Source organism: Granulicella sp. L46, assembly GCF_009765785.1.
GTDB lineage: Bacteria > Acidobacteriota > Terriglobia > Terriglobales > Acidobacteriaceae > Granulicella.
Genome location: NZ_LMUT01000012.1, coordinates 92,248 through 116,350 on the forward strand (window position 1 = coordinate 92,248; position 24,103 = coordinate 116,350).

Below are 24,103 nucleotides of genomic sequence, written 5' to 3' on the forward strand. Positions count from 1 at the left end.
CGGCAAAATCTCGCAGGCTGAAGGTGGACTTAATCTTCGAGATCGATTCTCTTCCATCCGAAGAGCCACGCATCCAATGACCACGCTCCGGGTCCTACGAGAGCCAGCCCCGCGCCGATGGTGGCCGATAGAACAGCAGGGCAAACACCTGTGTGTTGAGCGCGAGCGCACCATATGGTCAGCACCATCACCAGAAACCCTGCGATGGGCGTCCAGAGCCCTATGGTTACCAGCGCACCGACAACAATAGTGAGAATGTTGAGGACTCCTAACTCAATGGCCTGGCTAGCTTGGAATTTCACGACTCCGTTTGCGATGAGGGAGATGCCCAAAGCCAACCGCATCAGCAAGAGTCCTGTGCCGGGTAAGCCGCGGGCGAAGGTAGAGAATAAACGATGCAAATGAACCTCTGACCGAAGGTACTGTTTTGTAGCGCTCGCGAGATACCCTCGAAAGAGTTCGGGGAAGACTCTTTCGAGCAGGCTAGAGCATCCGGCTCTCAAAAGAGCCATCCTGTCCTTACGGCGCAACTACAGAAGCCGTGGCGCAACTCGGCTCCCTTGGCGGACTTTGCGTTAAAGATTGTGCTTTTCCCAATGGGGCTTCGCTGCCCGCTGCGGCTTCGGAGAGAGTTGCGCCCGTGGCAGGAGTACCTTAGCCCAAGGGTCGGGAAGAAATGTGCCGGTTCCGCCACGGCATCTTTCCAGTAAATGGCAAGGTGCCCGAGGTCCGTGGCTAAAGCTCTATGATTCCACGCTTCAGTCCGATCGTCGCGGCGTGGGTCCGATCGTTTGCATTTAGCTTGGACAAAATGTTTTTCACCCGGCCTTTGACCGTCTCCTCGGTGATCGAGAGACGGTCGGCGATCTGCTTATTGGCGTTGCCCGCGGCGATCAGCCGCAGCACGTCCACTTCACCCTGGGTCAGCGCATCATCTGTCGCATGCTGTGCGATCTCGAAAGATGCCTCAGGCGATAAGGCCTTTCTGCCGGAGTGAACAGCCCGGATCGTATCCAGCAATTCTTTGTGGAGGAGGTTCTTGAGCAGGTAGGCGTGGGCGCCTGCCTTCAAGGCTCGCAACACCTGGACATCGCCGGTATAGGTGGTTAGCACAATGAGTTTGGCTTCGGGAAACTCACCACGAATGGCGATGACGGCGTCGAGGCCATTCATCTCAGGCATCTGGATGTCCATGAGGGTGATGTCTGGGCGATGGGTGCGGTACTGCTGGATCGCTTCCCGTCCATTGCACCCTTCGGCGACAAGCAGCATGTCCGGCTGGTCGGACAGAAGTCCCTTTATCCCGCCGCGAAAAATGGGATGATCGTCGACCGAGAGGATGCGAATTGGAACGGAAACGTCGTTCATTGTTAGCTCCGCGAAAAGAATGACCTGAGCGAAGCGGAGCGTCTTGCATAAGCGCTTGCGGCCGGTATCTTCAATTCAATTTCGGTACCGGAGCCCGTCTCACTCCATATTTCAAAAGTTCCTCCGATAAGTTTGGCCCGTTCGCGCATCCCGCGCAGGCCCCAGTGTCCGGGTGCGTATTCCTTGTCGAGAATGCTGTTGTCGATGCCTTTACCGTCGTCGCGGATTCGCAGTCGCAAGTAGTCGAGGTCGTAACGTATCTCCACCTCGATTCGTCGGGCTCCAGCATGCCGGATCGCGTTTCGAAGCGCTTCGGCCGCGATGCGATACGCCTCATCGCGGACCATGGGATTCAGGCTCTTCGGGGTGCCTTCTGCCTGTACCCGAAAATCGAGAGAACTCCTGCCGGACGGATGGTCAAGCAGTTCTTTGGCAAATTTTCCGATCGACTCGGCGATATCGGTGTTCAGGAATCCAACGGAGCGCAACTCATGGACCGCATCTCTGCCTTCGGTGATTGCGTTGGATCCCTCTTCGATCACGCCGTCGATTCGCGTCTTGGCTTCCTCTGGCCGTGACGGAAGCAGGTTCGAGACCGTTTGAAAACGAAGAAGCAGACCGTTGAAGCTTTGTAATAAAGTATCGTGCAACTCTCGTGCGATTCTGGTCCGTTCATTCACGCGCGCATCCAGAGCGAGGCTGAACTGACGCTGGACTTGCCTGAGGCGAAGTCGATAGATACCCCACAAGGTCGCGAGAGAGGCGGCAATGCAGGCCGCTCGAAACCAGGTGGTCTGATAGTACGCCGGCGGGATCAGGAAGGTGAATTGGTCCCCTTCAGTGTTCCAAACGCCATCGTTATTGGAGGCGATGACGTGAAACGTATACCTGCCTGGCGCGAGATTAGTATAAAAAGCCTGTCTGCGGGCCCCCGCCTCCTGCCAATCGGTTTCGAGACCTTCAAGCTTGTAACGAAAGAGAACACGCTCGGGAACGGATAGACTGAGCGCGGTATAATTGAGTTCTAGGTTTCCGCTGTGCGGGAGTCTGGTCAGGGATCTGATTGCAGGAAAGCTCCTCTGGTTTGAGATGACTGACTCGATCACGACCGGCGGTGGGATACGGTTGCGAGATTTTGCGAGGTTGATCGGGTCGATCCATGCAACGCCCTTGGTAGTTGCAAACCAAAGTACACCTAGCCTTGACTCGATGGCTGAGGGTTCTGGCCAGCGCTCGGATGCGAAGCCTGGGAGACCGTCCAACACGCCGAACCGTTCGGCTGTCGCAGTGTACTGTGGATCCTTCAGCCAGCGTTGCAATTCGTCAGCAGGAACTCTGGTCACTCCCATCGGACCATTGAGCCAAAGATCCCCCGCCTCGGTTTCAATAAGACCGGTCACGCCACCTGGATCGGAGTTTCCCTTCCAGCGCAACAGGCGGAAGTTGCCCTTAGACAAGAGAAGTACGCCTCCCGAACCACCCATCCAAATGTGTTCGCCATGCACTGCAACAACGGCGACCGAGACATTGTCCGATCCGTCCGGGAACGAATACCGATGATAATTTTTGCCATCCCACTGAACTACGTTGTTCGAGAATGCGAACCAAATGTTGCCGTAGTCGTCACCGCTCATAGCTCCAATGACACCAGGCTTCCTGCCTAGCTTAGCTCCCATCTTGATCCATTCTTTGTCTACAAGATGATAGGACTCCGGAATTAAGGTAGTCATCCAAAGTTCCTTGTTGCGATCCACGGCGATATCTGTCGCGGCTTGCTCATCATTTTGTGGAAAATCGACCGGAATGGGCCTGTTCGGCGTCACTCTCCAAAGACGCTTGTCGCCAAAACCAGAAGACCAAATGGTCCCATCAAATGCTCGTCGGATCACAAGGCAATTGTGTGTCTCTGGAAACGATTGCGTATGTCCGTCAGCGAACACGTGAGTTAATGGAACGCTGCGGCTCCCTACCCACAGACTGTTTTGATCGCCCGCGGCGATGGCGAACTGGTAGTCCGCAGAAGTCTGAATTTCAACGGTAGAGAATGCGTTACGACGAAACTGGTCCAGGCCCGAATTGGTGCCGACCCACAGATTTCCTTCTCGATCAAACGTAAGATCCCAGATTACATTGGAGGTTAGACCTTGCTTCAGGTCGAATGTCTCGGCATCAGTGGATTTGACCGGCTCGTCGATAGCATATCGATCGACGTTTCGGAAATGTTGCAAACCGTTCTTAGAAGTAGTCCACAGGGAGCCATCTGGACCAAAGGCAAAGTTGTAAACGTTTGTCAGAATCTTGCCAGTTGTCTTTCGCTCATTTGAAGATGTCCCAGGTTCCGCTCGTTCGGATATCCGACGCAAACCACGATCGTCCGAAAGCCAGACTGAACCGTCTGGTGCAGCCTTTAAAAACGAAAACTGACCCTCCACTCCTTTGCCGTGTGAGCTTTGTTGAAAGTTTTTCCGACCATGGAGTAGAAAGAAGACCTCGCCTGTTGCCCATTTGACCCACAGAGTTTGGGCTCCGTCCATAAGAATCGCGCGCGGGAAGCCCTTAGGGAATGCCGGCTCATTCGTAACCGGCTCGCAACGTCCATCTTTCAGGCGGAAGACGCCTCTTGAAGACTGAACCCACAGAACTCCGCTCGAATCTTCCGCTATGCCTCCGGTTCTGCTTGGTGGTGTGCATCTCCGGTCAGGGAATGCTTTCACGTGGTTGTCCTTCCAAAGGAGCAAGCCTTTGGAGCGCGTAACAAACCATAGGTCTCCGGAGGCGGACACGAAGACGGAATCGAGATCTGCGTTATGGATCTGATGGTCCGTTGCATCACCCGCTGACTGAAAGCGAACTCCGTCAAAACGGAAAATTCCCTTTGAAGTCGTAAGCCACATAAAACCATTGGGTGCCTGCTGGAGCGCAAATACCGCCCCAAGTCCATCGTCGAGTGGCCAAGCTTTGTGGTGATAGTCCCTAAGTACGGCCTCAAGCGACCACGCCTTGACTCCAGATTGAGCCATCACGGCGACTGCCACGATTAATCCGAGGATCAGGCGGTGGGCGGATCGGCATGGCGCGGAAACACACTGAAGCAATTAAATTCTCCTGCCCTGCAATAGCGCCCATTTCTCAACTTTTCAAGGGAACCTAAAGAAACAGTAATCAACCGCCGGCCTACCGTTCTTCCGGTGTCGGGCCGACTGTTTTAGGCAGTCACCGATTCAATCCCTTTTCGTTCGTTTGTCTTAACTGACAATAGACTGCGTTCGAGGACCGGCACCATTATGCTTTGGTATTGGTTTTAGGCAATGATTTATTTCGAGAGACGGTACGGCTCGCCGAGTCCGAGATAGGGAACGCTGCTGATGGGTCGCGAGAGCGATTGCGTCTCATATAGCGATACCCGCTACGAAAGTATTATCGACACGGGCATGACTCTTAGCGGATCATATTGCTATTAAGCAGCGGCAAGAAAGGTCCCTGTGCAGGACGAGTTCAGTTGTGTTGCTACGCGCTGTCCGCGTTGATTTGGGAAATTGACTCGATTGGCGTATTTGTTTTCAATGGCATGCAGAGCGTGGTGAGGGACATATGAAGAACAAACGCTCACTCATCTCTGTGGTTGATGACGATGAATCAGTACGCGAGTCGCTGCCAGATTTGCTGGGGGAGTTTGGGTTTGCTACCCAGACGTTCTCGTCCGCGGAAGAGTTTCTTGCGTCTGACTTCCTTGACCAAACCGACTGTTTAATCCTGGATATCGCCATGCCGGGAATGACCGGACCAGAGCTGCAACGCGAATTGGCGATCCGCCGGCGAAATGTTCCTATCATTTTCATTACCGCGCAAAGAGAGGAAGCGCTTCGGCCGCGTTTGCTCAAATTGGGGGCCGTCGAATGCCTGCTGAAACCCTTTAACGAGACGGATCTTCTTCAGGCACTCGACACCGTATTTAAGACAGACTGAACGACTTGCAACTTGCTCGACAGAGACAGGAACGCTTCGAGATTGTTACGCATCGCTTACGCCTCGCGAAAAGGAGGTCCTGGTGCTGGTTGTTTCTGGACTTTCGAACAAACAGGTCGGCGCTGAGTTGGGTATAAGTGAGATCACCGTGAAGGCCCACCGTGGCAGGGTGATGCAAAAGATGCAAGCCGAGTCTCTCCCCGGCCTGGTAAAAATGGCGACAAGGCTTCGGTTAACGCCGGCGCATAGGGCCTGACGCTTTCGCGGCGATTGCTTCCCGCTTGCCCACTTCTTCGCTAAGCTTTGCCCCGATTAGCGGTCGCTGCTCATGACTTCCAGCTTTGAAGTACGTGTGCCTCGTGAGCTCTCGAACAAGGTCAGAAACGCGCACTTCAAAATGGCGAATGAGATAGCGCTGAGAACAATGTTAATCATCGGGCCATACTCTGTGTGGCGGCTTGAGCGTGCTCAGCGTATGTATGCAGGCACACTGATCCGCACCGTTTAGCGGGCATTCCAACAGCTATTCTCATGCTGAGAACATAGGCTCGACGTCTGCAGCAGATCGGTGGTCGCGCTCTTCAACCGAGTCTTTGAAGTTGCATGTCAGCCGAGGAGACGCAGCTTATCCGATCGCTGCAGACATTTTTTTGTAATACTTTTGGTGATACTTTGTACCGGGATTCAGTGCGTTGAGCTGCGATGCCATGCGAAGGTCAATGTTCTTGCAAACGGTTCGTTTACAGGGCTTTATGCAGTGAGTATGCGAGAGCTTCCGACCTCCTGCAACTGTGGAAACTTCGGACTTAAAATCCGCTGAGGGTCCGCATCTTTAGGTGGCAATGTCACCGCCCGTGTAAGGCGGCAAGGCTCTCGCGCCAGTCGCCCGAATAGTCGAACGGGGGCACTTGCTCACTCTCAGTAAACCAAAAACTGGTGAACGCGGCAACGTTGGGTGGCTTGAACCAATGAGCTTTCCCATCAGCGTCCACGGCCCACCAATGAGCGGTGTTCGGAGCGGCTTTCCAGTCAACACCGTCGTGCATATATAGCCCCTTGGTGACGATAGCACCTAAGTATTCGGGCAGACACTCTGCACAGAGACGAAGTTTCCTCCCTCCTTCCAGCCGTTGGCTTCGCGCAGGTGCGCCGAAGACCATTAGGCGCGAGGCGGTCCAGCTCCAAGCGCCGGGTGCAGCTCCGATTCACATATCAGACGACGTTTTCTTAAATGCCGGTTCCCCAAGCGGTCCCGTAACGACTGACCGCCCTGAACACGCGCCCCGTCGTGACTGATGCAGTGGTCAGCCCCCCGTCAACCGGTTCCTTTACCCAGCTTGGCATGGGCACGGTCCGTACATGATTGCCCTTGCAGACAAGGTCAACGATAGCCCAGTGACCTTGCCGGACCTGAACATCTTCTCTTCGCAAAGCCGACAACTCGGCTCAGCGGAGACCGCAACCAAGCAAGATCGATAGCATAGCGACGTCTCGGAGGTTGCGTAGGCCTACCGATACTTTGGTGTGGATCGATACGTTCGTCCAATGGATTTGTCGTCGCGCTTCTGTGAACCTTGCCTTAGATCGTTGCCCGGTCTGGCTTCGAAGGGAGTAACCGATGGACAGTACAAATGGATTGCAACAAACCCCGAGCGCGACTGAGGGTGTCCCGGCGAACGCCCTTAGTGTGAATGTGTTTACTGCCCCAGACAAAGCCATGGTGGGCTAGCGGCCAAGGCCATTCGGCGAAGCTCTCAGGTTTAACCCGATCACTTCGACGTTCATCTTCGGTGAACATGATGCGGTGCTGGTAGACGCCATGATGACGGTGGCTGAGGCCGAGGCTCTCGACGATTGGGTCGCCCTGCACAACCGCAACCTTGAAACGATCTACATTACGCACGCCCACTTCGATCACTTCTACGGGCTTCGCATCCTGCTCGACCGTTTTCCGGGTGCTCGAGCGATCACGACCCCCGGTGCGATGAAGGCTATGCAGATGTCGTTCACTCCCGCGGTGGAGCGGTTGGCGCGCCAGATGTTTCCTGGGCAGATACCCACCAAATTAATTGCGCATGAGGCTTATGGGGGCGACACCTTCACTCTTGAAGGCTACGAATTGCAGATACTGCAGCAGGGCAGCACCGATAGCCCGGATTCGACGTCTCTCTATGTTCCGTCGATCGGCCTGATCGTCGCCGGCGATGTTGTCTACAACCAGTGCCACATGTGCGTCGGCGACACCACGCCCGAGGGCCGACAGAATTGGATCGCGGACCTTGATGGGATGGCAGCGCTGAACCCGTCGATGGTAGTCGCCGGCCATAAGAAGCCGGGCGCTCCGGATTCTGCGGTGACGATCCAGGAGACAAAGCGCTACCTGGAGAACTTCGATCGACTGAAGAAGACTGAGGCACCCGACCAAGAACTCTTCGATCGGATGACGACGCTCTACCCGCGTTGGGTCGCCAATCAGTCGTGGCTGATGTTTGGATTTCCAGGTGCATGACTCACATGAAGCGCGGTAGCGGGTCATTGCAGTTTGGTTAGTCCGCAGAAGAAGAGTGAACTCAGCTTTTGGATAACAGAATTCAATTCAAAAAGGAGAGCAACAATGGCATCGAAAGGAAAAATCTTAGCGTTAGTGTCTAGCGGTCGCGGCTTTCCCTTGAAGGATGGCAAGATTTACAAGGGAGCGGGCTACTACCTCAATGAACTAACGGTCCCGACTCGCGCTCTGATGAAGGAGGGCTACGAAATAACCTTCGCCAACCCCAGAGGCAACACGCCCCAACCGGATGTGAATTCGGAGACCGTCGATTTCTTTGGCGGGGACGCGGCAAAGCTCCAGGACTATCTGCTATTTCGAGATGGCCTGATGGAGCTGAGAGATCCTGTTCGCATCGCGGATGTCATCGCCTCGGGACTGGATCAATACGACGCTGTATTCGTCCCTGGCGGGCATGGCCCGATGATCGATCTTCTGGATGACCCCGATGCCGGGATCGTGCTCAGGCACTTCCACGAAACTTCCAAGCCTACGGCCGTGCTGTGCCATGGCCCGATTTCACTGCTCTCGGCTCTTCCGAATTCGTGGGAGTTCGTCGCAGCGCTGGCTGCAGGCGATGTCGCTGGAGCGCGAGCCAAGGCTCAGGGCTGGATCTATGCCGGATATAAGATGACTATCTTCTCGACGGCGGAAGAGCAACAGCGGGAGCCGCTTGAGATTGGGGGAAAGGTTCTTTTCTACCCGGACTTCGCCTTGAGCACGGCCGGCGGCGACGTGAGTGTGCTCGCTCCATGGAAGAGCTATGTCCTTCAGGATCGCGAGTTGATCTCTGGTCAAAATCCGTTTTCGGATGAAGCGGTTCTGAAAGTTCTGCTATCGGTACTCAATGAGAAGAAGAAGGTTGCAGCCGCAGCTTGAGAATCGGGGCCACCCGGAAGCGGCGATGTTGCGGATGGCGATCGCAAACGATACGAGAATGGGGCCGTTAGTTTCGCCTGCTATTGTTTGCCTTAACTTTGCCGGGATTATCGATACCGGCGAATCTGCATGAGCCTGAGACGAGGATTTATTGGAGTTGGAGACGTCACAATGGACAGCGTAGAAGTCGCACAGAAGAGTTATGAGATGCCCCCGCGGGACGGGATCAGCATCGCGCATTTTCTCACCGTGAAAGACATCGAGCGTGCAGCTCGCTACTACGAAAAGGTTTTCGGAGCTAGCATTTTGAGCCTGGGCGATGGTAACGCGCCGGGATACCTTCAACTCGCGAATATCTGGATGATTTTGAACGTAGGCGGTGGTCCTACGCCGGACAAGCCGACAGTATCGCTTAGCGTGCCTGATCCGGATCATCTCAGCAGCTTTATGAACTTCCGGGTTGCGGATATTCAAGCGTGTTACGAGTTATGGAAGGGGCGAGGGGCCGAGTTCATCACGGAGCCGATACCCAAGTATGGCGAGATTCGTTGCTACATTCGCGACCCTGACGGGTACATCATCGAGGTTGGACAGAGCACGGATCAAACGTACGGGTAGGACTGCGGTAGTGACTCCGTGCTTCGGCGCTTAGCTGAGACATCGGTGTCACCCGCGGCCGAGGTTTCGGCAGCGCGGTCGGGCAGGTGTGCCGACGAGGAGAAAGGGATGAAGTTCCCGAAAAGATACGGCAGGGTTTACTCGTGGCTATCGCGATGACTGTGTCCGGACTCAGCAGTAGAGGTTTGGCCCAGGCGAATTCTCCGCGCGGGGTCAGAAATATCGTCCTGGTTCACGGCGCGTGGGCAGATGGATCGTGCTGGAGTCGAGTGATTGCGGTGCTCCAAGCGAAGGGGTTTCATGTGGTGGCTGTGCAGAATCCTCTGACCTCGCTGGCCGCTGACGTAGCGGCGACGAAGCGCATCATCGCATTGCAGGACGGCCCAGTGATCCTAGTAGGACATTCTTACGCCGGCGTGGTGATTACCGAAGCCGGGAATGACGCGAAAGTATCCGGCTGGTTTACGTGGCGGCCTTTGCGCCTGGGGAAGCCGAATCCATCAATTCCGTCACCAAGCCTTACCCGCCTGCTCCGCTGGGTAGCGAGCTTCGGCTCGACGCTCAAGGCTTTCTGACAGCTACTCGAAAAGGGATTACCGAAGACATGGCACAGGATCGCCCGGAAAAGGAGCAACAGATCCTCGTGTCGACACAGGGTCAGACTGCGGCGGCTGATTTCGGAGCCGTGGTGACCACACCGGCGTGGAAGAGTAAGCCTTCGTGGGCTGTGATTGCCGGTAACGAGCGGGCGATTCCGCCGCAACTGGAGAAAGACGAAGTGGCGACGATGAGGGCAACTTCAATCCCCGCGCAGTCTAATCATCTGGTCATGATGTCTCATCCGCGTGAAGTGGCGGAGATGATCGAGCAAGCAGCGGCGAAAGCGAATTAGAGGCTTAGAGAACAATGAAAATCGAAGTTGCAGAATTGGATAAAATGCAACGCAGCTACCAGTCGGCAGTCGAGGAGTGGATCGATGCCATACGAAAGGAAGAAATGCTGGCGTTGGTGAACCATTCCGAGGCGGAGATTGATACCTGGGAAGCCGCTTATTTCGCGGAGGCAAACGCCGGCGACAAGGCAAAGGCCGCGAAGAAAGCCTACGAAGATGCGCTGCGCGATGAGTTTTTCAACTTCTAGTCGCCGTTTCTTCTGGGCGAACTCCTCTGGTGAGGGATGTCGTATCCATCGCCGACTGCAAACCGGGGCTACTCATAGTGGTATCCGTCTAGGCCAGGGCTTGAGGGACAGCCTCCTCCCAACGACCTTGCGCTTTCAGGATGAGCTCTACCACTTCGCGGGCGGCCCCCCTTCCACCCTGCCGCAGTGTCGTGAAGTGACAGACGTCCTTCAGTTCCGACGCGCCGTTGGCGACGCAAACTGCCAGTCCTACGCGGCGGGCGATTGGAACATCGGGAAGATCGTCTCCCAGATAGGCGACCTCTTCGGGGAGGACGCCAGCCCGCTGCAGGCAATCCTCAAATGCTGCAACTTTTCTTGCTTGACCCAGATAGACAAAGTCAACCTTTAGCTCGGCAGCCCGTTTGGATACGGCTGGTGAGGAACGGCCAGTGATGAAGCCGGTTTTGATCCCCATCGTATGGGCCAGGGACAGCCCCTGACCGTCATGCGCGTCAAAGACTTTCATCTCGCTGACCACAGGGTCAGGTCCGTCCGTTGTCGTTGACGAGATCAGGCAGACGCCACCGTCGGTGAGTGTCCCGTCGACGTCCATCAGGAACAGCTTGACCTTGCGTGCGCGAGACAATACATCGGAGGAGGCGAGGTCCATCGGCATGCGAAGGCTCCAGCACTGAAATGGGTACTCTCGTTTGATGCTCGACACAGGCAATACGAGTCGGAGTGCTGCTGGCCTTTGCGCTTCTGCTCATTCGCAGGTGTGACTCAGCGTTAAGGCGTACCACTGGCGCGCGTCTTTCCAGGTCATTTGAGGTGCGAAGCCCGAGTCAAACAGAAGTGCCCTGATCGTTTCGTCCGTAAATTTATAGCTGTTCTCGGTATGAATGGTCTCACCAGTTCGAAAGTCGAGTTTGAGCCCGGCGGCCGGAATCTGGATCGCTTGACTACGGGTGCTTTCGAGATGCATCTCGATGCGGGACTCGAATGAATTCCAGCGCGCGCAATGGCGAAAGCCAGAAAGATCGAAGTCGGCATCGAGCTCCCTGTTAAGGCGATTCAGAATGTTCAAGTTGAACGCCGCCGTTACACCCTGGCTATCCTGGTAGGCCGCGATCAAGGACGACTCGTCTTTTACGAGATCCGTCCCAAGAAGGAACGCGTCCTGTCTGGTTAGTTGAGAACCCAAGTTGCGGAGAATGGTTCGCGATTCTGTTGGGGTGAAGTTCCCGATGCTTGTACCAAGATATAGAGCCAGGGTAGAGCCTTCGAATTCTTCGAGTTGCGGGGGAGAGTCGACGTAATTTACTACCATTGGCTCGATGAGCACTTCGGGAAAGGAATTCTGAATGTTCGTGCAGGCTAGGTCCAGGGCATCCCCCGAGACGTCCAGGGGCATGTAAACCACGTCGAGGTGCAGGCGTGTTGCAGCGGCCAACAACAGGCAAGTCTTTGAAGCGGAGCCTGCGCCGAGCTCGACGACTCGCAAGGGCTGGGAACCGTCCGTCACGGACGCCACGATGGCATTAGCATGCCGGCTCAGCAGCGAGCGTTCGGTACGAGTGGGATAGTACTCCGGGAGGTCCGTAATCTGCTCGAAGAGACGGGAGCCCAAGTCGTCATAGAGTATCCAGGGTTTGAGCGTGCGCGGCCGAGAGCGGAGGCCGTCCAGCACCTCGCGGATCAATTCGGTACGTGCGTCGATGAGAGGTTGGCTGCCGAGGTCGAATAGTGGAGAGAGAGTCGTCATGGGGTTGCCCTCACTTTGCCAAACGGATACCGCTAAACTGCCATCGTGCGGCGGGGGGGAAGAAATTGCGATAGGTGGCGCGGATATGGTCTGCGGGTGTAACGCAGGAACCACCTCTCAAGATCATCTGAGATGACATGAACTTAGCGTTGTATTCGCCCAGGGCGCCCACCGGCGGCTTGTAGCCTGGGTAGCCGGTGTAAGCGCTCGCTGTCCATTCCCAGGTATCGCCAAACAACTGTTCGATGTCACCTGTGCCGTTCGCTGTGCCCGGATGGAGCCGCTCCGCTTCGAGGAAGGTTCCTTCTACGGGCAAGTGGCCGGCAACGGACTCCCACTCAGCTTCGGTTGGGAGACGGCAAGAGCGCCACTTCGCAAAAGCATCCGCCTCGAAAAAGCTGACGTGGCAAACGGCAGTGTCGAGCAAGTCGGACAGGCCATGCCATCCTCTGAGAGTGAAGACTCTCCAGCCGGTAGGATCACTGGGGTGGCGATCCCAATAGAGCGGTGCCTGCCAGCAGAAATGTCGCACCGTCTCCCATCCGTCGGATAGCCAAAGGTCTGACCGCGTATATCCTCCGTCGATCATGAACTCGAGATACTCGCGGCAGGTGGCGCTACGGTTGGCCATCTGAAAGGGCTGCAAGTACACCCAGTGGCACGGAGTTTCATTGTCGAAGCAAAAGTCCAGAGGCTGGTTTTTTTTCGGCGACCGTCCCATTTTAGTGAGTCCCCCTCGAAGTCGAACCAGCGAATGTCCTGCGCGTGATCGGCTAGACCTTTCGGCAACAAGCCGGGCTGGTATATCGGGCGGAGTGGATTCGTGAAAAACGCTTGTTTGATGTCTGTAAGCGCCAGTTCCTGGTGTTGCTGTTCGTGGCTCAGGCCCAGGACAATGCGCCTGATCACTTCTGCCTCGACTGAATCTAGGAGCAGTTGCTCTATCCCGCGATCCACGTGCACGCGGAACGCCTCGATCTCTGCAAGTGAAGGACGAGAGAAAGAGGACCGAAGTTTTTTCTCAGGGATTTCTTCGCCCAGCGTCACGTAGTAGCTATTAAAAAGACCCTGGAACTCTTCGCGGAAGGGTTTGTACTTTGGGAGGAAGGGACGCAGCACAAAGGTTTCGAAGAACCATGTCGTGTGGGCTTGGTGCCACTTGACAGGGCTGGCATCAGCGCATGATTGGACCATCTGGTCCTCCGCGGATAAGGCTGCCACTAGAGAACCCGTCATGGATCTCACAGCGTTATAGTTTGATCTGAGATCAGCGTTGGCGTGATCGGGGATGATTGAATTGTCGCTCCCGGCAAGAGTGAGCCGCGCGCAATGACCGTCGACGGCAAAGCGCTTGGCCGAAGGTGTCGTTGTTTCAGCTTGAATGCTATTCATCCATTCCTCCCGTACTTTTTTAGTAAGCCGGGAGAGGAAAGAGAAAACAATTGGACGATGGTATGCACGATACTTTGGTATCGACACTTCCTGGCTTGGTGGTTGGACTCCATACAAGGTAGTGGTCGATACCTTCGTCCAATAGATGTGGGCGAACGCTTCTGGCCTAATGACAAGACTGGTGTTGATGTCCGCACCCTTGAATCGCTGGGTGAGATTCCTGCGGAGGGAATTGATGATTACATCTTCTGATTTTCGGAATGCGAGATTGCCGCTTATGCATGGAGTCGGCCAAATCCCTGTACTGGGGTTTGGTACGTTGATCCCCGATGCGGCGGAGACGATACGTGCTTCCAAGGACGCGCTTGAGGCTGGATTCCGACACTTCGATTGTGCGGAGCGCTATGGCAACGAGCACGAGGTCGGCAAAGCACTGGAAGCAGGGCTGGACGCTAAAGAGGTAAACCGCGAGGAGCTGTTTATCACAACAAAGCTTTGGAATACGAATCATCGACCGGAGCGTGTCCTGCCGGCGTTTGAAGCGAGCCTCGGGAGGCTTGGACTTACCTACCTGGATCTCTATCTCATTCACACGCCCTTTGCGTTTCAACCGGGGGACAACCAGGACCCTCGGGATCAAAAAGGAAATGTTCTCTACGACCCAAGCGTTACCCTGCTCGACACATGGAGGGCGATGGAGGGTCTCGTCGACGGTGGAAGGTGCAGAGCCATTGGGTTGTCTGACATCACCTTGGAGAAATTGCGGCCCATCTATGAATTGGCGCGGATCAAACCTGCCGTAGTGCAGGTTGAGTCGCATCCCTATCTTCCAGAGAATGAGCTTCTGGAGTTTTGTAAGGAGAAGGGAATCGTATTCCTGGCGTTCGCTCCGTTAGGCCACGGAGTAAGGCCGGGGCCGATTGAAGACCCAATAGTTAGGGCAATCGCTACGCGGGTTGGGAAAACTCCCGCACAGGTATTGTTGGCCTGGGCGGTCCAGCGGGGGACAGCATTGCTTACTACCCCCAGGAGTGCTGAGCGCGCGAGGGAAAACTTTGACATCTCCGCTCTTCCAGAGGACGCATTTGACGAGGTCAATCACATTCAGACTAGGCAAAGACTGAATGACGTGGTGAATACGGGCACGCCAGGCTTCATCCCACGTGCCAAGTCGGCTTGAAGTGCGGACAACTGAGTGGCAGATGTCGCTTGATTCCCTTGGCGCCTGCATCGCGCCGTACGGCTACGCTTCGGCGACTTCGCACGAGGAGCAGGGAATCGACAATTCAAAGGAGGCTCCTGGACCCTCGTTGCGCGTTGCGCTTAAACGTCCACGAAAACGCTCTATGATCAATCTGCAAACGTACAGTCCGACACCCATACCGGTACTTTTCGTGAAAAAGAACGGCTCGGACAGCAATTCGGTAGCCGAGTGATTGAGCCTGTACCCTCCGCCAGATCCCACGTAGGCCCGCGGTCGCCGGGATAAAGTACCGTATCGAATTCACCCGGCGTCGATCCGGCTTTGGAGTTGCGGCACTGATGCGCGCAGCGCTTTCTTCGCGCGCATCAAACGGGATTTTGCCGCCCCGACCGTTATACCGAGGGTTTTTGCTACCTCACGTGTTGAGCAATCCTTCGCAAGGTAAAGCTCAGTCACAGACCGGAAAGACCATGGCAAATGCAATATCGCGCCACGAAGTGATTCTTGCGCCTGGCGCTCGGCGTAGAGAAACTCAGGAGTCGGGGAAAGATCAGGTAGCTCCTGCAAGACGAGGCTCTCGGTTGAACTGGGGGTTTTGCCTTCGAGGTTGTGTGTGTGCCTGCGTCTCTTTCGGAGGACCATCAGCGCCGAATTGATTGCAATTCGTGTCAGCCAGGTCGAGAAAGCGCAATCGTTCCGAAACTCTCCTATGTTGATAAATGCCTTGAGAAGCGAGTCTTGCAACACATCTTCGGTGTCTTCCCAATTTCGGACGATTCGGTAGATGTGGCGTTTGATTCTTTTGGAATGGCGTCGGCTTAACTCATCAAAGGCAGCGCTATTTCCCGATTTCGCGGCGAACGTTAGAAGTGCGTCCGTTGCGATTCGTGTATCGACCTTGAGGTCAGCGTGGTAGTCAAGGTTTGGTGACGTCCGCCAAGTTGCAGCGCCGATCACTGGAGAGGTGCCCGAAACAAGGTCTGCGTCGTTCTTTGGCATAGTAGCTCCTATCGATTGATGGCCTTCAACAGCGGTATTGAATCTGGATCCGGTAATGCCGGTCGGGTCACCTCGGAAACCAGAATCTGATTAGGCCATGAGCCAGGACTGGCATCCATTGGACGATGGTGTTGACCGACACCAAGGTCTCTGTCAATACCAAAGGTCAATAGCTTTGACCGTGCTGTTCTGGTGTGATTCTCGAGAAACCTGCGGAAGTGCATGTATTGCCTTCACAGCACCCTCGAGAGGTCGATCGGATATGAATCCGAAAGCTAACAATAAGGCGGCGCCAACACGACTCGTCGGATGCCTCCTCGTCGCATTCCTTCTTGTGATCTTCGGAGGGCAGATCCAAAAAATGAAGGGGCAAAATGAACAATCGGGCCGATCGCAGGCCGACGCTGCAACGTCGCATGCTGCGATTGAGGAAGGACGAAAGCTCACCCTCACCGAGGCTGTTCAACTGGCCTTGAAGCAGAATCTCGACATCCAAATTGCCAATCTTGAAACCGCGAGCAAGCAGCAGGAGCGGTTGATCGCGCGCTCGGCACTCTTACCGCAAGCTAGCTTCGAGGCGGAAGACGGCATCAATCGCCACAACCTGAGAGCCTTGCTCGGGATCCAGATTCCGATTCCCACTGTTCCTCATGCTATCGGGCCGTATCAGGCCGTCTATGTTGGCCCAACATTCTCCGCTCCGATTTTCGATCTGACGCTGATCCGCGAATTCCAGGCGAGCGGGCATCGCGTGCTGGCGAGTCGTGCAGATGAGGAGACGGTTCGTGAAGAAACTGTGCTGCTGACTGTCAGCGAATATATGGCACATCTTCGCGCGCTTGCCAACATCACTGCGGCCGAATCTCGGGTTGGATTGGCGACTCGATTGGCTCATCAGGCGGATGATCTTTTGATGGACGGTGTAGCAAGCAAGATCGATGTATCGCGTGCACAGGTCAGGCTTAGAGAGGAGGAGCAGCAGTTGATCGACGCGCAGCGCAACGCAGATACCACCGTCTATGCGCTAAAGCGAATTCTTAACGTTCCCGACATCCAGCAGATGGAATTCGCAGACGCGCAGAACTTCTCCCGGCCTGCCTCACTCGATCTGGCCAACCCGTTGGCCACGGCCCTCGCACAGCGCCCGGAACTGCGGTCTTTGGCAGAGACTATCAAGGCTACTCAACTTACGCATCAGGGCGTTATTGCACGGTCCGTGCCAAAGTTCGAGTTCACCGGATTCTGGAATGAGCAGGGTGAGACGTTCAATACGGCCACTCCTGGATATCTTTACCAGGCCAGCATGACTGTTCCTCTCTTTACTGGAGGACGCTTAAGAGCAGAACGGGAGAGCACGGCGTTAGTCGAACTGCGCACACAGAAAGAGCTCGAGCAAGAACGGAATTTGGTAACCGAGCAAGTACGCGATGGACAAGTCGAACTAGATGCTGCCGCGCATCAAGTGCAGCTTAGCCATGAGGAAGTGGAGTTGGCCAACGAAGAGATCTTACTCTCGCAAGGGCGTTTTGCGTCGGGCGTAACCGACAACATCGAAGTCACGACGGCGCAGGACTCGCTTGCCCGCGCAAACGACGCAGAGATTGGAGCACTGTTCCGCTACAACATCGCACGCGCGCAACTCGCTTACGCAATTGGCAGTGTGGAACAGATCTATAGCCATCCGTAAGACTATCCGTGAGAGGACAAGGCCATGAGTGAAGCAGTGTTAGAACAACCACACGTCCTAGATGCAGCGAGCGCGCCTGAGCCTCCAAAGGCAAGCGGGATCGCTGACAAGAGAAAGCGGTGGCTCATCGTCGGAGGTATCGCCGCTGCGCTCGTGCTCCTGTTCTTCGCCGTCAGATACATGGTCTGGTCTACGCATCATGAGACGACGGACGATGCTTATTTGGAAGGTCATCTGCACCCAATCAGTGCCCGCATCACGGACACCGTTCAGCAGGTGCTGATCGACGATAACCAAAACGTAAGCGAAGGGCAGACCCTCGTTTTTCTTGATCCAAACGACTACAAGGTGAGACTGGATCAGGCGCAGGCCGCGCTCGACGAGGCGGCGCGTCATGCTGACACCGCCGAGGCCGCAATCCGAGCGACCTCGCAGTCGGCCATTGCGCAAACCACACAGGCGCATGGATCCATTGGGGAAGCGGAGGCGTCGATTCTAGCCGCGAAAGCCGCTGCCACCGCCGCAGAGGCAGGAGTTCCGCGTGCCAACGCCCAGTTGCAGGAGGCGACGGCGACCCTGCAACGAGAGGACGCGGATCTTCATCGGTATCGGGATCTATATGCGAGGGAGCAAGTCTCGAAACAAGCGCTCGACCACCAACAGGCGAGTTACCAAGTGGCAGTAGCCTCACAGGCCGCGGCCGAGGAGCAGGTGCGACAAGCAGAGGCACAGGTTGTCGCAGAGCAGCAGGGCGTCGTTCGCACCGAGGCTCAGCTGACGAACTCGGAAGGAGGATTGCAGTCAGCGCAGGCAACTTTGCTCGAGACCCGGGTTCGTGAGGGCCAGTTTGCGACGGCGCGGGCAGCGGTCGCGCAGGCGGCTGCGGCTCTAGAGGACGCGAAGCTGCAGTTCTCTTACACGGTGATCAAGGCGCCTGTAAGCGGACGTATCGGGAGAAAGTCGGTCGAAGCTGGGCAGCGCGTACAAGTGGGGCAGCCGTTGATGGCGGTTGTAGAAGAGCAACCGTGGGTGGTCGCTAACTTCAAGGAGACACAGCTAGAGAAGATGCGCATCGGGCAGCGTGTCGAAGTTGAAATCGATACCTTTCCGAAACACAAGTTTTATGGGCAGGTGGACAGTCTCGCTCCTGGTTCTGGTAATGAATTCGCCCTACTGCCCCCGGACAATGCGACCGGCAACTTCACCAAAATCGTGCAGCGCATTCCCGTCAAGATCGTACTCGATCGGGACAGTGTGCGTGGCTATGAGAACCTGCTTTCGCCGGGCATGTCGGCGGTTGTTACGGTAGCGACGCGGTAAGGGCGAACTTCGATGGCAAGCACTTCGATAAGTCCGGCGATGAATGCAAAAACACACGAAGCTAACGATCATGTGTCGTTGAAGACGTGGATATGCGTTGCAGGGGTACTTCTTGGCTGCTTTATGGCAGTGCTAGACATTATTGTCACCAACTCTTCCCTTCGCGACATAGCGGGAACGCTTTCAGCCAGCTCGGATGAGATTTCATGGGTGCCAACGGCATATCTGGTGGCGGAGATCGTTGTGATCTCTCTGACCTCGTGGCTCTCAGCTGCTTTCTCTCTCAAGAGATATCTTCTCGTGAACTCGATTTTATTTATCGTCTTCTCTGTCTGTTGCGGTCAAACCCATTCTTTGAGTCTGATGATCCTTTTTCGCGTTCTGCAGGGTTTCACCGGCGGCGTACTGATTCCCCTTTCCTTCGACGTGATCCTCACTTATCTGCCGCCGTCAAAGAGAGCCATTGGCATGGCCATGTTCACCATTACCGCCACCTTTGCGCCGGCGCTGGGACCGCTTCTTGGCGGATGGCTAACTGACAATTACGGATGGCCATTCATTTTTTACATCAACGTCATTCCCGGAGCGCTACTGATTGCTGCGGTGTGGTTCACCATGGACATGCAGCCCATGCACCTTGGCTTGCTGAAACGAGGTGATTGGTGGGGAATCCTTACAATGGCGATCGGCCTCGCCGCTTTCGAGATTGTGCTTGAGGATGGAAATCGCAAGGACTGGTTTGGCGATCCTGGAATTGTAAAACTGGCATGGACGGCCGCAGTCTTCATTCCCGCCTTCATCCTGATTGAGCTGCGTGAAAGGGAGCCGCTGGTCGACCTACGCCTGTTTGCGCGCAGAAACTTTGGGCTTGGCAGCATCGTCAATTTGGCCCTTGGCATGGGACTTTACGGCACCGTGTTTATCCTGCCCGTGTATCTGGGGGCGGTCCATGGCTACGATGCGACCCAGATCGGAGAGGTCATCATCTTCATGGGGCTTCCGCAACTCGTTGTCATTCCGTTTATTCCGAAGCTGATGAAAGTAATTGATGCGCGAGTCATTATCGGCATCGGCATTCTTCTTTTCGGCGGCAGCGCGTTTTTCGATATTCATCTCGATTCTAATTTTGCGGGACCGCAGTTCTACATTCCGCTGATTGTCCGCGCGGTGGGCCAGCCTCTTATCATGACTCCTCTTTCTGCGATTACAACGGCCGGTATGGCGGAAGGGCGTGAAAGCGGAGCCGCGTCATCGCTCTTCAACATGATGCGGAATATAGGCGGATCCATTGGAATCGCCGGCCTATCCACGTTGCTTTCTGTAAGAGAGAGGTTTCATTCAGAACGCATCGGGGAGTCGGTCACTATCTATTCAGGTGCGTTGCGCGAGCGCTTGGTGCAATCGACAGATTACTTCACGTCTCAGGGCAGCGACACGTATTCGGCTAACATGCGCGCGATCCGCGCAGCGGGCAGTGCGGTGCAGCGTCAGGCGTTTCTGCTCGCCTACGGCGATTGTTTTCTGATACTTGGTTGTGTCTTGCTCGCCAGCGGGATGGCGCTGGTTTTTATGAAAAAGACGAGACTTTCAGGACCAGTTGGAGGCCATTGATCTGGACGATAGGATCTTTGTGAGCTTCTGCGGAGTTGGCCATCCGAAACGGTTTCGGCGCATCCCATAAGGTGGACGTGGACGATATTGAGCGAGTTGGAGGAAACAGATGCCACGAAAGAAAGTGCAGCCTTCAGCGGTCGGGGACGACGAGCAGCATGAGAAAGATACGGTAGCCCGCGAAGATCGTACTGGTACAAGCGCGGCAGGGATCGCCGGTTCGTTCCGCAATCACATGACGCATAGCGTGGGCAGGCCATTGGAGTTGTCCAACCTGGTTGATAAATATCATGCAGCGGCGCTCACCGTTCGCGATCGCTTGATGGATCAGTGGCTTGAAACAATCGTGACCTACAGACATGGAGACGTTCGCGTTCTCGCTTACTTGAGCGCCGAGTACCTTCTTGGACCTCATCTACAGAACGACTTGTTGAATCTCGATTTAGCGCAACCAGCCGAGCAGGCGCTGAAGAGTCTGGGGCTCGAACTCAACATCATCGCGAACGAGGAGCCTGAGCCCGGCCTCGGGAATGGCGGCCTGGGTCGGCTTGCCGCTTGCTTTCTCGATTCGCTATCCACGCTGGATGTACCGGTGATCGGCTACGGCCTGCGTTACGAGTTTGGCATCTTCCGGCAGGAGATTGTAGATGGCTGGCAGGTAGAGAAATCTGACAAATGGCTCCAATTTGGCAATCCTTGGGAGATCGCAGCCTCCAATTCCTATGAAGTAGGGTTCTCGGGATACACCGAAACGTACACCGACGGGAAGGGCGCAATTCGTCACAGATGGGTGCCGGGTTACAAGGTAAAGGGAATTCCATTCGACACGCCAATACCGGGCTATAGGACGCGCACGGTGAATCGCCTGAGACTGTGGAAGTCCGAAGCTGTCGATTCCTTTGACCTCAGCGTATTCAACAGCGGCGACTATGCGGGTGCCGTGCGCGCGAAGATGGAATCCGAGACGATCAGCAAGGTGCTGTACCCGCCAGACGAGAAAGAGGAAGGAAAACGCCTTAGGTTGCAACAACAGTTTTTCTTTACGTCGTGCAGCTTGCAGGACATGGTGCAACTGCACTTGGCTTTCGGAAAGCCGCTCGCAGAGTTTGATAAGAAATGGACGGTGCAATTGAACGACACGCACCCGTCGATCGGCATCCCGGAACTGATGCGCCTGCTGATGGATGAGCACGAGATGGGATGGGAAGATGCGTGGCGGGTGACGCAGTCTACCTTTGGTTACACCAATCACACGCTTCTTCCTGAGGCGCTGGAGCGGTGGTCGTTGGAGTTATTCGGGAGCCTGCTGCCGAGACATCTGGAGATCGTCTACGAAATTAATCGCAGGTTTCTGGATGATATGCGATTTCGCTTTCCCGATGATGACGCGCGGATGCGTCGCATGAGCATCATTGGAGAAGACGGCGTACGAAGCGTGCAGATGGCACACCTGGCGGTTGTGGGTAGCAAGGCCGTCAATGGCGTGGCGGAACTGCATACAAAGCTGCTGGAAGAGACGACTCTGCATGATTATTACGAGGCTTTCCCGGAGCGTTTCAGCAACAAGACAAATGGCGTCACACCCCGACGCTGGTTGATGCTCTCCAATCCGGAGCTCACTGGCTTGATCGACGAGTCGATCGGCACAGGCTGGCACAAGGATCTGTATGGCTTGAAGTCGCTCGAGCCCTTCGCCAGCGACAATGGCTTTCTGGATCGCTGGCGGAAGACACAAGAGGCTTCAAAGGGCAGGCTCGCCGCGTACATTAAGGAAACGATGTCCATTGATGTGGACCCGACATCGATGTTTGATGTGCAGGTAAAGCGGATACACGAGTACAAGCGCCAGCACTTGAATGCGCTGCACATTCTTTCGCTGTATTGCCAGATCAAGACCGGCATGATCAAGGACTTGACGCCGCGAACCTTCCTCTTCGGAGGCAAGGCAGCGCCCAGTTATACGATGGCGAAGCTAATCATCAAACTGATATGCCAAGTGGGCGAGCTGGTTAACAACGATCCCCAGGTAAAGGATTTGTTGAAGGTCATCTTCATTCCGAATTACTCAGTTTCGCTGGGACAGCGGATCTATCCCGCCGCCGATCTGTCTGAGCAAATCTCCACCGCCGGCTTCGAGGCAAGCGGCACCGGATGCATGAAGTTCATGATGAATGGGGCGGTTGCCATTGGCACGCTGGATGGCGCAAACATCGAGATTCGAAAGGAAGCTGGTGAAGAGAACTTTTTCCTGTTTGGGTTGACCGCGCCGGAGATCAGTGACCTGCAGCTGGCGGGCTATAGGCCACGCAGCTACTACGAGAAGAGTCCGCTATTACGGGAGGTACTGGACGACCTGCGGGATGGAAGATTTTCAAATGGCGATCGGGATTTGTTTGTGCCGCTGGTGAACGACCTAATGAATTACGACCGGTACTGTGTCCTGGCTGACTTCGATGCCTACGCAGCGGCGCAGCAGGAGGCCGGCAAGGCCTATGTCGACACTGGACGGTGGGGCGCGATGTCGTTATTGAATACGGCACGGTCGGGCAAATTCTCTTCGGATCGCACGATTCGGCAATATTGTGAAGACATTTGGAAGCTGCCGGTCCCAAGCCGCTGAATTCGCCGTGTCAGCGTTCCTTACTTGATCAGCACACAGTGTCCACCGTCTGTCGAGGCGATCAGCAGATTCATCAGGATAATCATCAGGTCATAGTGCCAGCCGTAGGTTTTCTCTCCCCAAAATCCTGTGTGCCAAGAGAAGATCTTCTTACTTATCGCCCCAAGCATCAGGGCAATCAACCCGAATGCCGCGAGTTGCGTGAGCACACCAAAGGCTACTCCCAAGGCACCAGCGATCTCGGCGATTCCGAGAAAAATAGTGAAGCCTTTCGACATCCCGATGCTCTTGGAGCGCGCCGCTGGATCCTTCAGATGGTTGTAGCCGCTAGTAATGAATATCAGGCCCACCATAAGGCGAAGCAGGAGCAGGTTGAGGTCGGTGAAGCTGGCGAGTTGCGGGAACATTGTGAGGTCTCCTGAGCTTTGGCTGGTCATGCTGCGCTTGCTATCAATAGTGGCACCTTGATTAGGCCTGAACCGAGATCTCGAATCTATTGGACGAACGTATCGTCCACCACCAAAGTACTAAATGGCAATCGACTCGGCGCCGTGCCCATCCTCTTCCAAGGAGGCATACGAAGGTATCGCCTATACCATTGTCCAATTGAATCGCTGAATCGCGTTGGAGTGTAATCGTTGTGCGCGGCCAATTCTGGCGATCAAATGGCCGAGGATAAGAAGGACGGAGGGAAGCGTGGACCACAATGAGGCGATCCGGAAGCTTGACCATCTGTTGATCAAAGAGGCTGGTCACGCGCAAGAGGCGGCGATCGAACTTGAAGCGCTGGTTCCGTTCCTGGTGACGGACAAATCAAGGCAGATCGCACAGCTGCAGGTGAAGGAGAGCCACAAACAAGCCAGGGAATTTCGGGAACTTGCGCAGAAGGCCAAAGAAACCTAGGCCGTGGTTGGATCGCGACCTAAGTTGACGCAACAGGAGATTGGGAACCTGTCGCGGTAGTATTGCTGCCCGGTCGCCCGACAGTAGGGGAGTGGAGGTGA

Annotated in this window: 21 protein-coding genes and 1 pseudogene; 13 read left to right on the forward strand and 9 right to left on the reverse strand. The window is 55.3% G+C overall.

Annotation, left to right across the window (positions count from 1 at the left end; all coding sequences use genetic code 11):
• Window positions 1-29 precede the first annotated feature (29 nt).
• The 3 genes from GSQ80_RS09655 to GSQ80_RS09665 all read right to left on the reverse strand — a co-directional run bounded on the left by GSQ80_RS09655 (window position 30) and on the right by GSQ80_RS09665 (window position 4,403).
• Complete coding sequence (locus GSQ80_RS09655; protein WP_158787455.1) at window positions 30-344, reverse strand: hypothetical protein; 315 nt, start codon at window positions 342-344, stop codon at window positions 30-32.
• A gap of 391 nt (window positions 345-735) precedes the next feature.
• Window positions 736-1,368 carry a response regulator transcription factor gene (locus GSQ80_RS09660; protein ID WP_158787456.1) on the reverse strand — a complete coding sequence of 211 codons (633 nt, stop codon included), beginning with the start codon at window positions 1,366-1,368 and terminating at the stop codon, window positions 736-738.
• 2 nt (window positions 1,369-1,370) lie between these two features.
• Window positions 1,371-4,403, reverse strand: a complete 3,033-nt coding sequence (locus GSQ80_RS09665; RefSeq protein ID WP_158787457.1) for a sensor histidine kinase — start codon at window positions 4,401-4,403, stop codon at window positions 1,371-1,373.
• A 556-nt stretch (window positions 4,404-4,959) separates the two neighbouring features.
• Between GSQ80_RS09665 and GSQ80_RS09670 the strand changes: the two genes are divergently transcribed.
• The 7 genes and pseudogenes from GSQ80_RS09670 (at window position 4,960) to GSQ80_RS09705 (ending at window position 10,519) form a co-directional block, all read left to right on the forward strand.
• The gene (locus tag GSQ80_RS09670; RefSeq protein WP_158787458.1) at window positions 4,960-5,334 is read left to right on the forward strand and encodes a response regulator; all 375 of its coding nucleotides are present in this window, start codon (window positions 4,960-4,962) and stop codon (window positions 5,332-5,334) included.
• Window positions 5,335-5,416: 82 nt separating this feature from the next.
• The gene (locus tag GSQ80_RS23875; RefSeq protein WP_158787459.1) at window positions 5,417-5,590 is read left to right on the forward strand and encodes a LuxR C-terminal-related transcriptional regulator; all 174 of its coding nucleotides are present in this window, start codon (window positions 5,417-5,419) and stop codon (window positions 5,588-5,590) included.
• Window positions 5,591-7,102: 1,512 nt separating this feature from the next.
• Window positions 7,103-7,843 carry an MBL fold metallo-hydrolase gene (locus GSQ80_RS09680; RefSeq protein ID WP_158788639.1) on the forward strand — a complete coding sequence of 247 codons (741 nt, stop codon included), beginning with the start codon at window positions 7,103-7,105 and terminating at the stop codon, window positions 7,841-7,843.
• A 105-nt stretch (window positions 7,844-7,948) separates the two neighbouring features.
• Window positions 7,949-8,761: a type 1 glutamine amidotransferase domain-containing protein gene (locus GSQ80_RS09685; RefSeq protein ID WP_158787460.1), complete on the forward strand. Its 813-nt coding sequence runs from the start codon at window positions 7,949-7,951 to the stop codon at window positions 8,759-8,761.
• A gap of 129 nt (window positions 8,762-8,890) precedes the next feature.
• Window positions 8,891-9,379, forward strand: a complete 489-nt coding sequence (locus GSQ80_RS09690; RefSeq protein WP_254059559.1) for a VOC family protein — start codon at window positions 8,891-8,893, stop codon at window positions 9,377-9,379.
• 155 nt (window positions 9,380-9,534) lie between these two features.
• Window positions 9,535-10,271: pseudogene (locus tag GSQ80_RS23880) on the forward strand (alpha/beta hydrolase).
• A 14-nt stretch (window positions 10,272-10,285) separates the two neighbouring features.
• Entirely contained in the window at window positions 10,286-10,519 is a 234-nt protein-coding gene (locus tag GSQ80_RS09705; RefSeq protein WP_158787463.1) for a hypothetical protein, read from the forward strand.
• Window positions 10,520-10,607: 88 nt separating this feature from the next.
• On the opposite strand, the gene GSQ80_RS09710 is transcribed toward GSQ80_RS09705, so the two are convergent.
• The 3 genes from GSQ80_RS09710 to GSQ80_RS23310 all read right to left on the reverse strand — a co-directional run bounded on the left by GSQ80_RS09710 (window position 10,608) and on the right by GSQ80_RS23310 (window position 12,987).
• Window positions 10,608-11,177: an HAD family hydrolase gene (locus GSQ80_RS09710; RefSeq protein WP_158787464.1), complete on the reverse strand. Its 570-nt coding sequence runs from the start codon at window positions 11,175-11,177 to the stop codon at window positions 10,608-10,610.
• 90 nt (window positions 11,178-11,267) lie between these two features.
• Window positions 11,268-12,203 (reverse strand): L-histidine N(alpha)-methyltransferase, encoded by a 936-nt coding sequence (gene egtD, locus GSQ80_RS09715; RefSeq protein ID WP_254059560.1) that lies wholly within the window; start codon window positions 12,201-12,203, stop codon window positions 11,268-11,270.
• 73 nt (window positions 12,204-12,276) lie between these two features.
• Window positions 12,277-12,987, reverse strand: coding sequence for an SUMF1/EgtB/PvdO family nonheme iron enzyme (locus GSQ80_RS23310; protein WP_254059561.1), 711 nt, complete (start codon window positions 12,985-12,987; stop codon window positions 12,277-12,279).
• 906 nt (window positions 12,988-13,893) lie between these two features.
• Between GSQ80_RS23310 and GSQ80_RS09725 the strand changes: the two genes are divergently transcribed.
• Entirely contained in the window at window positions 13,894-14,838 is a 945-nt protein-coding gene (locus GSQ80_RS09725; RefSeq protein WP_158787466.1) for an aldo/keto reductase, read from the forward strand.
• Window positions 14,839-14,901: 63 nt separating this feature from the next.
• Here the strand turns inward: GSQ80_RS09725 and GSQ80_RS23885 are convergent, their stop codons facing one another.
• Both GSQ80_RS23885 and GSQ80_RS09730 read right to left on the reverse strand, forming a co-directional pair.
• Window positions 14,902-15,123 carry an ATP-binding protein gene (locus GSQ80_RS23885; RefSeq protein WP_371315701.1) on the reverse strand — a complete coding sequence of 74 codons (222 nt, stop codon included), beginning with the start codon at window positions 15,121-15,123 and terminating at the stop codon, window positions 14,902-14,904.
• 39 nt (window positions 15,124-15,162) lie between these two features.
• Window positions 15,163-15,861: an RNA polymerase sigma factor gene (locus tag GSQ80_RS09730; RefSeq protein WP_158787467.1), complete on the reverse strand. Its 699-nt coding sequence runs from the start codon at window positions 15,859-15,861 to the stop codon at window positions 15,163-15,165.
• 262 nt (window positions 15,862-16,123) lie between these two features.
• On the opposite strand from GSQ80_RS09730, the gene GSQ80_RS09735 reads away from it, so the two are divergent.
• The 4 genes from GSQ80_RS09735 (at window position 16,124) to GSQ80_RS09750 (ending at window position 23,099) form a co-directional block, all read left to right on the forward strand.
• Window positions 16,124-17,548, forward strand: coding sequence for a TolC family protein (locus GSQ80_RS09735; protein WP_158787468.1), 1,425 nt, complete (start codon window positions 16,124-16,126; stop codon window positions 17,546-17,548).
• A 24-nt stretch (window positions 17,549-17,572) separates the two neighbouring features.
• Window positions 17,573-18,868: an HlyD family secretion protein gene (locus tag GSQ80_RS09740; RefSeq protein WP_158787469.1), complete on the forward strand. Its 1,296-nt coding sequence runs from the start codon at window positions 17,573-17,575 to the stop codon at window positions 18,866-18,868.
• Between the two features lie 39 nt (window positions 18,869-18,907).
• The gene (locus GSQ80_RS09745; RefSeq protein ID WP_216850250.1) at window positions 18,908-20,479 is read left to right on the forward strand and encodes a DHA2 family efflux MFS transporter permease subunit; all 1,572 of its coding nucleotides are present in this window, start codon (window positions 18,908-18,910) and stop codon (window positions 20,477-20,479) included.
• A 109-nt stretch (window positions 20,480-20,588) separates the two neighbouring features.
• Complete coding sequence (locus tag GSQ80_RS09750) at window positions 20,589-23,099, forward strand: glycogen/starch/alpha-glucan phosphorylase (RefSeq protein WP_158787471.1); 2,511 nt, start codon at window positions 20,589-20,591, stop codon at window positions 23,097-23,099.
• A 20-nt stretch (window positions 23,100-23,119) separates the two neighbouring features.
• Here the strand turns inward: GSQ80_RS09750 and GSQ80_RS09755 are convergent, their stop codons facing one another.
• The gene (locus GSQ80_RS09755; protein ID WP_158787472.1) at window positions 23,120-23,506 is read right to left on the reverse strand and encodes a DoxX family protein; all 387 of its coding nucleotides are present in this window, start codon (window positions 23,504-23,506) and stop codon (window positions 23,120-23,122) included.
• A 289-nt stretch (window positions 23,507-23,795) separates the two neighbouring features.
• Here GSQ80_RS09755 and GSQ80_RS09760 point away from each other — a divergent pair, with 289 nt between their 5' ends.
• Window positions 23,796-24,002 carry a hypothetical protein gene (locus GSQ80_RS09760; protein ID WP_158787473.1) on the forward strand — a complete coding sequence of 69 codons (207 nt, stop codon included), beginning with the start codon at window positions 23,796-23,798 and terminating at the stop codon, window positions 24,000-24,002.
• Window positions 24,003-24,103 lie beyond the last annotated feature (101 nt).